Source organism: Aeromonas sp. R4-3 (assembly GCF_040908275.1).
Classification (GTDB): Bacteria; Pseudomonadota; Gammaproteobacteria; order Enterobacterales; family Aeromonadaceae; genus Aeromonas; species Aeromonas rivipollensis.
Genome location: NZ_JBFODK010000004.1, coordinates 130,424 through 144,063, shown reverse-complemented (window position 1 = coordinate 144,063; position 13,640 = coordinate 130,424). Strand labels below are relative to the sequence as shown.

The window sequence follows — 13,640 nt, the reverse complement described above, 5'->3', positions numbered from 1 at the left end:
GGGCTCAAGGTCGGGCGGGACAGGCTGTTTCAGATATTGGCCGAGCACCGCCTGCTGGTGCAGCCCAGGCGGGCGTATCACAAGACCACCCACAGCTTTCACCGTTTCTACCGTCATCCCAACTTGCTCAAGGCAGGGCCGGAGCTGGTCACGCCGGTGGCTCCGGAGCAAGTCTGGGTCGCCGACATCACCTATCTGCCAGCCAGGAGCGGGCCGCTGTACCTGAGCCTGGTGACGGATGCCTACTCACGCAAGATAGTGCGTCATCACGTGCACGAAGGGATGCACGCCGAGTCGGTGGCGATGGCGTTCAGACAAGCGCTGAAGCAACGGCGTGGCGGCGGGGAGCTAATCCATCACTCAGACCGCGGGGTGCAGTATTGCTCGGGTCTGTATCAGTCATTGCATGAGCGGCATGGTGTGCGGTGCTCGATGACGGATGGTTATGACTGTTACCAGAATGCGTTGGCGGAGCGGGTGAACGGAATTTTGAAAGGAGAGTTGCTGCTGCAAAGCCCGCAGGACCTGGCGCAAGCGCGGGAGATGGTGCGTGAGGCGGTGGATATTTACAACCTGGAGCGACCGCATCATGCGTTGAAATACAGAACCCCCGATGCGGTGCATCGGGGGTTCTGAGTCACGTGAAGCTAGACAAAAATGTGTAAACCTATTTCAGGACTAGACAGCGGATACCTTGTGTCGATCGCGCGGTACAGATGAGCCAAGCGATTGAATGAATGGTGCGTTTCGTGATCTTGCGAGGGGTGGTTGCGGTGCAGACAGGATAGAATCAGCCGCAAACGGGCCTGTTAGCCCAAACGCCGATTGGACAGATTTAGGTGATGAGAGCAGTAAAATGGGTGGTCAGCTGTTGCCTGATGCTGGTGTGCGCCCTGGCGCTGGCGGCAGAGCCCCCGGTCAAGAAGAGCCGCAACGGCATCTGCCACCCCCAGGGTGGCACCTACTACGGCCGCACCAAGCATTATGTTCCCTACGACAGCATGCAGGCCTGTCTCGACAGCGGGGGCCGTGCACCCAAACGTTGAGCCAGACCCCAGGGCCTGCGCGGGTGTCTCCCTTACCGGGCTTGCAGGGTAAAGAAGGCTAGGGTGGTCTTTTTCCCGCACTCGAAGCGGATGCTCTCCTCGCCCTTGACCACCAGGGTCTCGTTGATGGCCACGGCCTGGCCTGCCACCGTCAGCTGGCCGCTCAGCAGGTGGCAGAGGTAGGTCTTGTCCGCCTCCAGGGTGAGGGTCAGGGGGAAGGGCACATTGAGCACCCGCACGTTGGCGCTGATGCGCGCGGGATCGTAGATGAGCCCCAGATCCGTCACCTCCTTTTTCAGCAGCTCGCAGTGGGTCTCGTCATCCCCGCTGAAATGGGCCGCCTCGAAGGTGGCATAGGGGTGGCCGTTGAGCACGAAACCGGCGCCGCTGACGGGCAGCAGGATGCGCTGATAGCCGGGAAACTTGGAGAAGGGGCCCGCCGCCTTGATGGGGGCCGAGCTCAGCCGGTAGTCAAAGTCGAGTTTTTCCAGGCTCGATCCCGGGGGGGAGACCAGGATCTGGGCCGTGGTGCCCTGCTTGTTTTTCCAGGGCATCTTCAGCTGGTCAGACTCTTTAATCAGGGTGATCACGTTGGCGCCTCGGCGAGGAGTGGGGAGAGTGAGGCCAAGTGATACCATCCCGCAGGCCCGCCCACAAGGCGTGGGGGCCTGGGGGCGGGCCGACTGCCCAGAATGTCGCCACTGCGGCCCCTGACCCTGACGGGCCCCCGGATGGGGTGCTCAAGATATCGCCGGTCGGCGGGGGGATGGCAGGCCAAAGGTCGAGGCTGTGATCCTGACGCTGTTAAACGGGCCCGAGGTCGCTACACTGGCACTTCTGCCGTATGGAGGCCCCATGACCCACAAGATCATTCTGGATACCGATCCCGGTATCGACGACGCCATGGCAATACTCTTTGCCGAAGCCCACCCCGCCATCGACTTGCTCGCCATCACCACAGTGTTTGGCAACGCCACCATAGAGAACGGGACCCGCAACGCCCTCTGGCTCAAGCAGAAATACGGCATGAAGGCAGAGGTAGCCCAGGGCGCCGCCGCGCCACTGCTGCGCGATCCCGTGGGGCCGACGACTGTGGTGCACGGCCCGAGCGGGCTGGGTGACGTGGAGGCGGGGGAGGTGACCCTGACCCCGGATCCCCGCCCGGCCTGGCAATACATAGTCGAGACGCTGAAGGCCAACCCCGGCGAGATCACCTTGGTGACAATCGGGCCGCTCACCAACCTGGCGCTGGCGCTCGAGGCTGCCCCCGAGATCACCGCGCTGGTGAAGCAGGTGGTGGTGATGGGAGGCGCCTTTGGCGTCAACGGCCATCGCGGCAACGTGACCCCCTATGCCGAGGCCAACATTCACGACGATCCCGAGGCGGCCGATCGGGTGTTCACCGCCCCCTGGCCCGTGGTGATCATAGGGCTGGATGTGACCCAGCAGAGCTTCTTCAGCAGCGCCTACCTGGATGCGCTACGGGACGATGCCGGTGAGCCCGGTCGCTTCCTGTGGGCGGTGAGCCGCTTCTACCTGCGTTTCTATTCCGAGCGCATCGGCCTCAATGGCTGCCACGTGCACGATCCGTCCGCCATCGCCTATGTGATCGATCCCGAGCTGTTCACCCTGCGGGAGGGCCCGGTGCGGGTCATCGACCATGGCCCCGCCATAGGCCACACCCTGCAGAAGTTCGACGGCAAGTCCCATCCCCACGATGAGTGGGCTGACTACCCGGCCCAGCGGGTCGGGGTGGCGGTGCGGGATCAAGCCCTGCTGGCGCTCTATCGCGACACCCTGGTGGCCTGGGGCAAGGATTGCTGACTCGGGGATGGGCAAAACGTGATGTCCGCCCACTCCTCGCCGGCCGTCGCCACATATACTGACGCACATCGAGGCTGGCAAAGGGAGAGAGAGATGGCCTGGTTGTCGTTGTTGGTGGCAGTCGCCCTGATCGGGTGGTTGATGACCCTGGGGCGCGGCGCCCTGTTCGAGATCCGGCTTGCCCCTGGCAAGGTGCAGGTGAAGCGAGGCTCTGTGCCGCCGCGCTTCCTGGCCCAGGCCAAACAGATCCTGCAGCAGGAGCCGGTGCGAGGGCGCATCCTGGGTCAGCGCGATGGCAACGGGGTCAGGCTCGTCTTCTCCCGCTCCATCCCGGAGCCCGTGGCCCAGCGCCTGCGCAACGTCTTTCCTTACGGGGACTATAGAGGTGCGGCCCAGACCCCGGATGGGCGTCATTCTCGCTGACCGCGTTCTCTTGACGCTGTCGTTCACTTCCGGCGCCGGGCACTTTGCCCGGCGTTTTCATTTCCCATAAGCCCTGGACAGGCCGCCGTTATCAGCGCGGCCCTTGCAAGGGCTTCATCACCTCTATCAGAAAGTCGATGAAGGCGCGGGTCTGGGGCTTCAAGAAGCGGCCGCCCCTAAACACCGCATGGATCTCGTCATGACGATCCTCGTACGGGGAAGCCAGCCACTCGGGCAGCAGGGGTTGCAATGTGCCGTTGTCCAGCCCCTGCTGCACCATCCAGCTCGACAGCAGCAGTATGCCGGAGCCCGCCTCGGCCGCGCACAGCAGCGGCGTGCCGCCGACCGAGGCGAGGTTGCCCCGCACCGGGACTTTGTGCCGCTGGGCCCCTTGCCGGAAATACCAGTGCTGGCGCTGACGGCCATGGCCGCGGATCAGGCAGTTGTGGTGCGCCAGTTCATCGGGATGGGCGGGCTCGCCGTGGCGGGCCAGATAGGCGGGGGAGGCGACCAGCAGGGTCCGGTTGGTGAGCAGGTGGCGGCTATGCAGACCGCTGTCCACTGGGCGTCCGACGCGCACCGCCACGTCCACGTTTTCAGCGTCGAGATCCACCAGCCGGTTGTCGAGCTCGATCTCGAGTCGCACCCCGGGGTAGCGGGCCAGGAAGGCCGGCAGGCGCGGCGCCAGCCAGCTGGTTCCGAAGCTCTCGAACACCGAGACCCGCAGCGGGCCCTCTGGTGCCACCGGCAGGGGTTGCAGGGATTGCACCAGCTGATCGGCCTCCTCCAGCAGGCGCACCGAGCGGGCAAGGAAGTACTCCCCCTGCTCGGTCAGCACCAGCTGGCGGGTGCTGCGCTTGAACAGCGGGATCCCCAGCTGTTGCTCCAGCGCATCTATGGTGCGGGTCACCGAGGAGGGGGCCAGGTTGAGGGCACGGGCGGCCCGGGAGAAACTCCCCGACTCCACCACCTGAGCCAGGATACGGACGCGATCCAGCATGGGAGCACCTTTGCGGTAAATGCAAAACTGTTGGAGCTTGTGGCGGTATTCTATCCATGGATGAAAGCGTGAACAATGTGCTCATCGCCCATGGGGCGCTCATCCAAGGAGTATTGCCATGTCAGAACGTATCCAGCTTGCCAGCCAGGTGCCCGCCGCCATCTCGGCCATGATGGGCCTCGAGTCCTATCTCGGCGGGACCGACATTCCGCTGTCGCTCAAGGAGCTCATCAAGTTGCGGGCCTCCATGCTCAACGGTTGCGCCTACTGCATCGAGATGCACGCCGAGGTGGCGATGAAGCAGGGGGAGAGCCCCCAGCGCTTGCTGGCGCTGTCCGCCTGGCGCGAATCCCCGCTGTTTGATGCGCGGGAGCGGGCGGTGCTGGCCCTGACCGACGAGGTGACTCTGATAGCCGAAAACGGGCTCACCGAGGAGACCTACCAGCAGGCCCTGGCCCTGCTGGGGGAAACCCTGCTGGCCCAGTGCCTGATGCAGGTGGTCACCATCAACGCCTGGAACCGCATCGCAGTGGCGACCCGGATGGAGCATAAACACCCCTGAGGGAGACCCTCCGGTGGGGAGTCGTCTTAAACGGGCCTATCCGAGGCCCGTTTTTCATGGTGGGTCTCAGACAGAGCAGCTCTTTCTGCGCTTCCGTCGGCCTCGGGAAGTTAATCATACATTCGTTTGATTAATTATTTTTTTATTCCCTCTCGGAATATACGCATCCAGATCAAGGAATGGAGAGGGCACCTGTGCATCAAGTGAGGTCTGAATGGCTCTTTTTTGTCCTGTTTTTCCCTCAAAAAATAAGGGTAATGGACCTGGTTGATTAATTGGTGAACGATTTTGGCGGGGAGATAAATTAACGGGAGATGAATCGAAGGTCTGTGAATTTAATAAATTGGTCGCTGTCAAGCGATTAACATCTGATACCTGTTTTCACCACCCTTGGAACATTTTTGGGATTAATTTTTCATGTTGTTCACATGCCGGTCTGATGCAATAAAATGCGGCATTTTTATTATACCAATAAGCCTTGAAACGATGAGGACATTGCATGAGACCTTTTGAAGTAAAGAGGGGCTTGGGCGCTTTGCTGTTGATGGCAACCGCTGGCTTGCTGAGTGGCTGCGACATGGCTCTGATGAGCCCCAAGGGGCAGGTTGGTCTGGAGCAGAAGTCACTGATATTGACCGCACTCGGGTTGATGTTAATCGTGGTGATTCCTGTGATTATTATGACGGTGGCATTTGCTCGTAAATACAGAGCATCCAATACCACTGCCAAATACACCCCGGATTGGTCCCACTCCAACAAGATTGAAGCGGTCGTCTGGACCGTGCCCGTCATTATTGTTGCCATCCTGGCGGTGATTACCTGGAAAACCTCCCACTCCCTCGATCCCTACAAGCCGTTGGAATCTGACGTCAAGCCGATCCAGGTCGATGTGATTTCGCTGGATTGGAAGTGGCTGTTCGTCTATCCGGAGCTGGGTATCGCCTCGGTCAACGAGCTGGCCTTCCCGGTCAACACCCCGATCAACTTCCGGGTGACCTCAGACACTGTGATGAACTCCTTCTTCATCCCCCAGCTGGGCGGTCAGATCTACGCCATGGCCGGGATGCAGACCAAGCTGCACCTGATTGCCAACGAGGCGGGTCAGTACAAGGGGATCTCCGGCAGTTACAGCGGTGCCGGTTTCTCTGGCATGAAGTTCAAGGCGATTGCCACCCAGGACCAGGCCGGTTTCGATGCCTGGGTCGCCAAGGTGAAACAGTCTCCCAAGATGCTGAGCACCATGGGTGAGTTCGATGCCCTGGCCAAGAAGAGCGAAAACCACCCGGTTGAGTACTTCGCCAGCGCCGATCCCAAGCTGTTCGTCAACGTGATCAACAAGTTCATGGGCGGCATGTCCCATGGCGGCCATGACGCTGCAAAAGACGGCGCCATGGACCACGAGGCCATGAACCATGACGCTGCAAAAGACGGCGCCATGGACCACAAGGCCATGAACCATGAGTCTGCAAAAGAAGGGAGCATGGACCACAAGGCCATGAACCATGACGCTGCGAACGAAGAGACCATGGACCACGCGGCCATGAGTCATGACGAGCATGCCGGACACATGGCCACGTCTATGGCTGACAAGAGTGTGAAAGCAGGATCCGAGGAATAATCGATGTTTGGAAAATTGACACTCGAGGCTGTTCCGTACCATGAACCCATCATCATGGTCACGATAGCCGGTATCATCTTGGGTGGGCTGGCGATTGCCGGTCTCATCACTTATTACAGCAAGTGGCAATATCTGTGGAAAGAGTGGTTCACCTCGGTGGACCACAAGCGCCTCGGTATCATGTATCTCATCCTGGGCATGGTCATGCTGCTGCGCGGCTTCGCCGATGCGGTCATGATGCGTGGTCAGCAGGTCATGGCCTCCGCCGGTAGCGAAGGCTACCTGAACGCACACCACTACGACCAGATCTTCACCGCCCACGGCGTCATCATGATCTTCTTCGTGGCCATGCCGCTGGTGATCGGCCTGATGAACATCGTAGTGCCGCTGCAGATCGGTGCCCGTGACGTCGCCTTCCCCTTCTTGAACAACCTGAGCTTCTGGTTTACCGCCGCGGCCGTGGTGCTGATCAACGTCTCCCTCGGGGTCGGTGAATTCGCCCAGACCGGCTGGCTGGCCTATCCGCCCTTGTCGGGGCTGGAGTTCAGTCCCGGGGTCGGGGTCGATTACTGGATCTGGAGTCTGCAGATCTCGGGTCTGGGTACCCTGCTGACCGGTGTCAACTTCTTTGCCACCATCATCCGGATGCGTGCCCCCGGCATGACCATGATGCGTCTGCCGGTGTTCACCTGGACCGCCCTGTGCGCCAACATCCTGATCATCGCCTCCTTCCCGATCCTGACCGTCACCATCGCCCTGCTGACCGCAGACCGCTACCTGGGTACCCATTTCTTTACCAATGACATGGGTGGCAACATGATGATGTACATCAACCTGATCTGGGCCTGGGGTCACCCCGAGGTGTATATCCTGGTGCTGCCGGTGTTCGGGATCTTCTCCGAAATCGTGGCGACCTTCTGCAAGAAGAAGCTGTTCGGCTACACCTCTCTGGTGTGGGCCACCGTGGCCATCACAGTGCTCTCCTTCGTGGTCTGGCTGCACCACTTCTTCACCATGGGGTCTGGCGCCAACGTGAATGCCTTCTTCGGCATCACCACCATGATCATCTCCATCCCGACCGGGGTGAAGATCTTCAACTGGCTGTTCACCATGTACCGCGGTCGCATCGAGTTCAGCTCCCCCATGCTGTGGACCGTCGGTTTCATCATCACCTTCACCGTGGGTGGCATGACGGGGGTACTGCTCTCCGTGCCGGCCGCCAACTTCGTGCTGCACAACAGCCTGTTCCTGATCGCCCACTTCCACAACGTCATCATCGGCGGCGTGGTGTTCGGTTGCTTCGCCGGTATCACCTACTGGTTCCCGAAGGCATTCGGCTTCAAGCTGGATGACGTCTGGGGCAAGCGTGCCTTCTGGTTCTGGATCACCGGTTTCTTCGTGGCCTTCATGCCGCTCTACGTGCTGGGCTTCATGGGCATGACCCGTCGTGTCAGCCAGAACATAGATCCCGAGTTCCACGGCTGGCTGGTGGTTGCCGCCTGCGGCGCCGGCCTCATCGCCATCGGCGTCTTGTGCCAGCTGATCCAGGTCGTGGTCAGTATCCGTGACCGCGAGAAGAACCGTGACTGGACCGGCGATCCCTGGGGTGGCCGTACCCTGGAGTGGGCCACCTCCTCTCCGCCCCCCTTCTACAACTTCGCCATCGAGCCCAAGGTGACCGGTCTGGACGCCTTCTGGGAAGCGAAAGAGGACGGCAGCGCCTATCGCCAGCCGGCCAAGTACGCCCCCATCCACATGCCGAAGAACTCAGGTGCCGGTGTCATCATCGCCGCCTTCAGCGTGGTGTTTGGCTTTGCCATGATCTGGCACATCTGGTGGATGGCCATCGCCGGCTTCGTCGGCATGATCGCCACCTGGATCATCCACAGCTTCAACGACGATGTGGACTACTACGTACAGGTTGACGAAATCGAGCGCATCGAAGGTCAGCATTTCGACAATATCAACAAGGTGGCTTAACTCCATGGCGACTGACGTTCTACATCACTCTCATGGTGCCCATGAGGATGGGCACCATGATGCCGGCGCCACCAAGGTGTTCGGCTTCTGGATCTACCTGATGAGCGACTGCATCCTGTTTGCGACCCTGTTCGCAACCTATGCAGTCCTGGTCAACGGCACCGCCGGCGGCCCCGCCGGCAAGGACATCTTCGAACTGCCGTTCGTGTTCGCCGAAACCATGCTGCTGCTGCTGAGCTCCATCACCTTCGGGTTCGGCATGCTGGCCATGAACAAGAACAAGGTCTCTGCGGTCAACACCTGGCTGCTGGTCACCTTCATTCTTGGCGCCGGCTTCATCGCCATGGAGATCTACGAGTTCCATCATCTGATCGTCAATGATGCGGGCCCGGATCGCAGCGGCTTCCTGTCCGCCTTCTTCACCCTGGTCGGTACCCACGGTATCCACGTGACCAGCGGCCTTATCTGGATCATCGTGATGATGGTACTGATCAGCAAGAAGGGGCTGACCGAGCGCAACCGCACGCGCCTGATGTGCCTGAGCCTGTTCTGGCACTTCCTGGACGTGGTGTGGATCTGCGTCTTCACCGTGGTTTATCTGATGGGGGTCATGTAAATGAGTCATTCTGTTGACAATCACGGCGCCAGCCACGGCAGCGTCAAGTCCTACATGACCGGCTTCGTGCTGTCACTCATCCTGACCGCGATCCCGTTCTGGATGGTGATGGACGGCTCCGCCTCCCATGCCATGGTGCTCGGCACCGTAGTGGCCATGGCGGTGGTGCAGATCTTCGTGCACCTGATCTACTTCCTGCACATGAACACCTCCTCCGAGGAGCGGTGGAACCTGGTGGCACTGGTCTTTACCGTGCTCATCATCGCCATCGTGGTCGTGGGCTCCCTGTGGATCATGTACAACCTCAACATCAACATGATGGTTCACTGAGCGGCTTGATGTGATGATGAAGCAATACCTGCAAGTGACCAAGCCGGGCATCATCTTCGGTAACCTCATCTCGGTTATCGGCGGCTTCCTGCTGGCCTCGAAGGGGAGCCTGGATGTGCCCCTGTTCATCCTGACCATGGCGGGGGTGTCACTGGTGGTCGCCTCCGGTTGTGTGTTCAACAACTACATCGACCGGGACATCGACTGCATCATGGAGCGTACCAAGAACCGCGCCCTGGTGAGGGGGCTCATCGCCCCCGGTGTGTCGCTCTGGTATGCGAGCGCGCTGGGCGTTGCGGGCATTGCACTGCTCTACTTTGCGGCCAATCCGTTGGCCGCCTTGCTGGCGGTGCTGGGCTTCCTGGTCTATGTGGGGGTCTACAGCCTCTACATGAAGCGTCATTCTGTCTATGGCACCCTGGTCGGCAGCCTCTCCGGCGCCGCGCCACCCGTCATCGGCTATTGCGCGGTGAGCGGCCAGTTCGACACCGGTGCGCTTATCCTGCTGGCGATCTTCAGCCTGTGGCAGATGCCGCACTCCTATGCGATTGCCATCTTCCGCTTCAAGGATTACCAGGCCGCCAACATCCCTGTGTTGCCGGTGGTGAAGGGGATATCTGTGGCCAAGCACCACATCACCCTCTACATACTGGCCTTCATGGTGCCGACCCTGATGCTGTTCCTCGGCGGCTACGCCGGTTACAAGTACCTGATAGTCGCCACCGCGGTGAGCGTCTGGTGGCTGGGGATGGCGCTGTCTGGCTACAAGGCGGCGGTGGATGACTCCCTCTGGGCCCGCAAGCTGTTCATGTTCTCCATCGTCACAATTACTTGCCTGAGCGTGATGATGTCGGTGGACTTCCAGCCGGACGCAACACCCGTGCTGGTGAGCATGCTGCCTTGAGTCACTGTGATATGACGCAGGAAAATCAATAGAATCCAGAGCCGGGAACCTTCCCGGCTCTGTTATTATGTGGCCCGCCCCACGGGGCGCATTGTCGGCTTTTTCGGGTGCGGCGTGCCTTGTCATCCGCCCCTTTGTGTCTCCTCTCTCTGACCTATCGAGGCCATCATGAATGATTTCACCATGACGAGGGGCGAGCGCCGCGCGACCTGGGCGCTCGGCTCCGTCTTCTCGTTGCGCATGCTCGGCATGTTTATGGTCCTGCCGGTGCTGACCACCTACGGCATGTCCCTGGCGGGCGCCTCAGAGGCGCTGATTGGTCTTGCCATCGGCATCTACGGCATGACCCAGGCCCTGTTCCAGATCCCCTTCGGACTGCTCTCCGATCGCATCGGCCGCAAACCCCTCATCGTCGGCGGCCTGCTGATGTTTGCCCTCGGTAGCGTCATCGCCGCCCTGAGCGACTCCATCTGGGGGGTCATCGTCGGCCGCGCCCTGCAGGGGAGCGGCGCCATCTCCGCCGCCGTCATGGCACTCTTGTCTGATCTCACCCGGGAGCAGAACCGCACCAAGGCCATGGCCTTCATCGGGGTGAGTTTTGGCATCACCTTCGCCATTGCCATGGTGACAGGCCCCCTGATCACCCAGGCGGTGGGGTTATCCGGCCTCTTCTGGCTCATCGCCCTGCTGGCGCTGGCGGCCATCGCCATGGTGATCTGGGTGGTGCCGACCCCGGCGGCCCACCTGCAAAATCGCGAGTCCGCCATGGTGCGCGGCGGTTTTCGCACCGTGCTCACCAATGGGCGTCTGCTCAAGCTCAACCTCGGCATCCTCTGCGTCCACACCCTGCTGATGTCGAGCTTCGTGGCGCTGCCGCCCCTGCTCGAACAAGCAGGCCTGGCCCGGGAGTACCAGTGGCAGGCCTATCTGGTCACCATGTTGATCGCCTTCGTGAGCGTGGTGCCCTTCATCATCTATGCCGAGAAGCACCGCCAGATGAAGCGGGTGTTCCAGGCCTGCGTACTGGTGATGCTGGTTGCCGAGCTGGTGCTGTGGCAGGCAGGCCTGCAGCTGTGGGGCCTGCTGCTGGGGCTGCAACTCTTCTTCGTCGGCTTCAACGTGATGGAGGCGCTGCTGCCGTCGCTCATCAGCAAGGAGTCGCCGCCGGGTTACAAGGGCACCGCCATGGGGGTCTACTCCACCAGCCAGTTCCTCGGCGTCGCCATCGGCGGCAGCCTGGGGGGGCTGCTCTACAGCCTGGGGGGCGGCCCTCTGGTGTTTGGCGGCTGCGCCCTGCTTGCCCTGCTCTGGTTTGGGGTCAGCCTCACCATGGCCGAGCCTCCCTACGTCAGCAGCCTGCGCATAGTGCTGCCGGAAGGGGTGGCCGCGACTCCCGCCCTGGAGCAGCGGATCCGCGCCTGCGAGGGGGTGAGCGACGTGCTGCTGGTGCCTGAGGAGCACTCTCTCTACGTGAAGGTGGACAGCAAGCGCCTGACCCGCAGCGATCTGGAGCGGCTGGTGGCCCTCTGAGGGCAGCCAGGGGCGCGGCTGCTATGCTGAGATCCTCAATCACAGGAGGAAAGGCTCATGTCATATGTGGACGGATTCGTGATCGCCGTGCCCACGGTCAACAAGCAGGCCCTGATCGACCATGCGGGGCTATTTGACCCCATCTTTCTCGAATATGGGGCCACCCGGGTGCTGGAGTGCTGGGGGGATGACGTGCCCCACGGCAAGCAGACCGACTTTTACCGCGCGGTGGCGGCCAAGGAGGACGAAAGCGTGGTCTTCTCCTGGGTGGAGTGGCCGAGCAAGGCGGTGCGTGACGAGGCCATGACCAAGATGATGCAGGACCCCAGGATGGATCCGGCCAGCCCCATGCACCAGACCATGCCCTTCGATGGCGCCCGCATGATCTTCGGAGGCTTCACCACAGTGCTGGAGCTCAAGGGTTGAGGGGCCGCCAGAGCCAAAAGCCCGACTGGTCTTTGAGGGCTTCACCATTGTGGCTGGAGCTCAAGGGCTGAAACCCCGCCAGCGACGCCTAGGTCCGTCAGATGATGAAAAAGCCCGCCATTTGGCGGGCTTTTTGTTGGGTCGGGGAGGGGATCAGCGCTCCAGCAGGGGGGCCGAGCGGTAACTCCAGAGGCCATAGGTGCGCAGGGCGTCGCGGTAGATGCCGAGCAGCTCCTCCGGGCTCGCCTTGGCGAGGGCCGAGAGGGGCTTGTCCGGGTAGGCGACGCTGTCGATGCGGATATTGGCCGGGCCGCTCTGCCAGCAGGCTATTTCCAGCAGGGTCTGGCCCCGGCGCACGTGGCTCGCCGAGCTCACCAGGGTGGCGTACTCAATCTCGTGGCGGGCGAGGGCATAGCCGCTGTAGAGGGCGTTCTCCACCGTGCTGGTGGCGTAGTTCTCCTCGATGATGCGGGAGCGGTCGATGCCCTTCTTCGCCAGCCAGTCCGCCATCAGCTTGCCCTCGGTCTGGCGGTTCTGGGGCACGCCGCCGGTCAGTATGATGAGGGCCGCCGGGTTGGCCTGGGCCAGGGCGCGGGTGGTCTCGAGGCGCCCCAGCAGGATCTCGTGCATGCTGCCGTCGGGGTTGAGGGCATAGCCCAGGGTGACGATGGCCTGTCGCCCCTTCTTCTCGCCGCGCCCCTGGCGCTCCTTGAGGGGGGTGGCAACCACCCGGTCGACGGTGTCGAACAGCCGCTGCAGATCGGCGGCCCGACCGGCATTGAGCTCGCCGACCCGCTTGACGTAGCCATCGGATTTGGCCTGGTTGCCCTTGAAGCGCTGCCAGGTGGCCAGATAGGTGTTGAGATCCAGATCGTCCGGCGCCGTGCTGAGGGCCTGCTCGAACAGGGCGATGGCCCTGTCCACGTTGCCGTTGTAGATCTGGGCGTTGGCCGCCGAGATGAGCAGGTCGGTGCGGTAGGGTTCGAGCTGGTGGGCCTGCAGCAGGAGCTCGGTGACCTGCTGCATGTTGCTCGGCATCTTGGCGGTGAAACCGGCATCGGAGACCCGGGCGGGGGAGTGGAAGATGCGGGCGGCATCCGCCAGCAGCTGATCCACTACCTGGCGTTTGCTGATGTACTGGTCGTAATTTTGCTCCTTTTGCAGGGAGCGCACCGGGGCGGCCCAGGCATCGGAGGCGGTGACCACCGGCAGCGCCAGCAGGCTGGCCAGGGTCAGGGCAATCGCAGTTTTCTTCATCATGGCGTTCCACCTAGGGGGAGGGGCGCTATGCCATGGCATGCTCCCCTGGAGCCTTTTTCAATTAAAACAGGCGCTTGGTAATTGCCTACTCTACTCCTTTCCTGATGAAAAAAACGTGAAC

General features: G+C 61.5%; 14 protein-coding genes and 1 pseudogene. 12 read left to right on the top strand and 3 right to left on the bottom strand.

The window, feature by feature from the left end; translation table 11 throughout:
- Both AB5Y91_RS01680 and AB5Y91_RS01675 read left to right on the top strand, forming a co-directional pair.
- A partial coding sequence (locus AB5Y91_RS01680) for an IS3 family transposase (RefSeq protein ID WP_368168922.1) occupies positions 1 to 636 on the top strand: 636 nt, incomplete at its 5' end.
- Positions 637 to 842: 206 nt separating this feature from the next.
- A complete protein-coding gene (locus tag AB5Y91_RS01675; RefSeq protein WP_106886293.1) occupies positions 843 to 1,046 on the top strand; it encodes a hypothetical protein in 204 nt (67 codons plus the stop codon).
- A 32-nt stretch (positions 1,047 to 1,078) separates the two neighbouring features.
- On the opposite strand, the gene AB5Y91_RS01670 is transcribed toward AB5Y91_RS01675, so the two are convergent.
- Positions 1,079 to 1,636: a HutD family protein gene (locus AB5Y91_RS01670; protein WP_111910189.1), complete on the bottom strand. Its 558-nt coding sequence runs from the start codon at positions 1,634 to 1,636 to the stop codon at positions 1,079 to 1,081.
- A 265-nt stretch (positions 1,637 to 1,901) separates the two neighbouring features.
- Here AB5Y91_RS01670 and AB5Y91_RS01665 point away from each other — a divergent pair, with 265 nt between their 5' ends.
- Both AB5Y91_RS01665 and AB5Y91_RS01660 read left to right on the top strand, forming a co-directional pair.
- Positions 1,902 to 2,870 (top strand): nucleoside hydrolase, encoded by a 969-nt coding sequence (locus AB5Y91_RS01665; protein WP_368168921.1) that lies wholly within the window; start codon positions 1,902 to 1,904, stop codon positions 2,868 to 2,870.
- Positions 2,871 to 2,963: 93 nt separating this feature from the next.
- The gene (locus AB5Y91_RS01660; protein WP_163154040.1) at positions 2,964 to 3,293 is read left to right on the top strand and encodes a DUF3634 family protein; all 330 of its coding nucleotides are present in this window, start codon (positions 2,964 to 2,966) and stop codon (positions 3,291 to 3,293) included.
- Positions 3,294 to 3,384: 91 nt separating this feature from the next.
- Here AB5Y91_RS01660 and AB5Y91_RS01655 read toward each other — a convergent pair whose 3' ends face one another.
- Positions 3,385 to 4,293, bottom strand: coding sequence for a LysR family transcriptional regulator (locus tag AB5Y91_RS01655; protein WP_368168920.1), 909 nt, complete (start codon positions 4,291 to 4,293; stop codon positions 3,385 to 3,387).
- Positions 4,294 to 4,411: 118 nt separating this feature from the next.
- Between AB5Y91_RS01655 and AB5Y91_RS01650 the strand changes: the two genes are divergently transcribed.
- From AB5Y91_RS01650 to AB5Y91_RS01615, 8 genes and pseudogenes are all read left to right on the top strand, one after another.
- Positions 4,412 to 4,855: a carboxymuconolactone decarboxylase family protein gene (locus AB5Y91_RS01650; protein ID WP_368168919.1), complete on the top strand. Its 444-nt coding sequence runs from the start codon at positions 4,412 to 4,414 to the stop codon at positions 4,853 to 4,855.
- 499 nt (positions 4,856 to 5,354) lie between these two features.
- Complete coding sequence (gene cyoA, locus AB5Y91_RS01645; RefSeq protein ID WP_368168918.1) at positions 5,355 to 6,473, top strand: cytochrome o ubiquinol oxidase subunit II; 1,119 nt, start codon at positions 5,355 to 5,357, stop codon at positions 6,471 to 6,473.
- Positions 6,474 to 6,476: 3 nt separating this feature from the next.
- A complete protein-coding gene (gene cyoB, locus AB5Y91_RS01640; RefSeq protein WP_163135290.1) occupies positions 6,477 to 8,453 on the top strand; it encodes a cytochrome o ubiquinol oxidase subunit I in 1,977 nt (658 codons plus the stop codon).
- A pseudogene (locus tag AB5Y91_RS01635) lies at positions 8,422 to 9,069 on the top strand (cytochrome o ubiquinol oxidase subunit III); the annotation flags it as partial. The gene cyoB and the pseudogene AB5Y91_RS01635, both read left to right, overlap by 32 nt.
- On the top strand, positions 9,070 to 9,399 hold the full coding sequence (locus tag AB5Y91_RS01630; RefSeq protein WP_025327639.1) for a cytochrome o ubiquinol oxidase subunit IV: 330 nt from the start codon (positions 9,070 to 9,072) through the stop codon (positions 9,397 to 9,399).
- Between the two features lie 10 nt (positions 9,400 to 9,409).
- Complete coding sequence (cyoE, locus tag AB5Y91_RS01625) at positions 9,410 to 10,303, top strand: heme o synthase (RefSeq protein ID WP_368168917.1); 894 nt, start codon at positions 9,410 to 9,412, stop codon at positions 10,301 to 10,303.
- Between the two features lie 168 nt (positions 10,304 to 10,471).
- On the top strand, positions 10,472 to 11,833 hold the full coding sequence (locus AB5Y91_RS01620; protein WP_368168916.1) for an MFS transporter: 1,362 nt from the start codon (positions 10,472 to 10,474) through the stop codon (positions 11,831 to 11,833).
- Between the two features lie 57 nt (positions 11,834 to 11,890).
- A complete protein-coding gene (locus AB5Y91_RS01615; protein ID WP_103244539.1) occupies positions 11,891 to 12,259 on the top strand; it encodes a DUF1428 domain-containing protein in 369 nt (122 codons plus the stop codon).
- 153 nt (positions 12,260 to 12,412) lie between these two features.
- Here AB5Y91_RS01615 and AB5Y91_RS01610 read toward each other — a convergent pair whose 3' ends face one another.
- On the bottom strand, positions 12,413 to 13,516 hold the full coding sequence (locus tag AB5Y91_RS01610) for an ElyC/SanA/YdcF family protein (RefSeq protein ID WP_368168923.1): 1,104 nt from the start codon (positions 13,514 to 13,516) through the stop codon (positions 12,413 to 12,415).
- Positions 13,517 to 13,640: the final 124 nt, after the last annotated feature.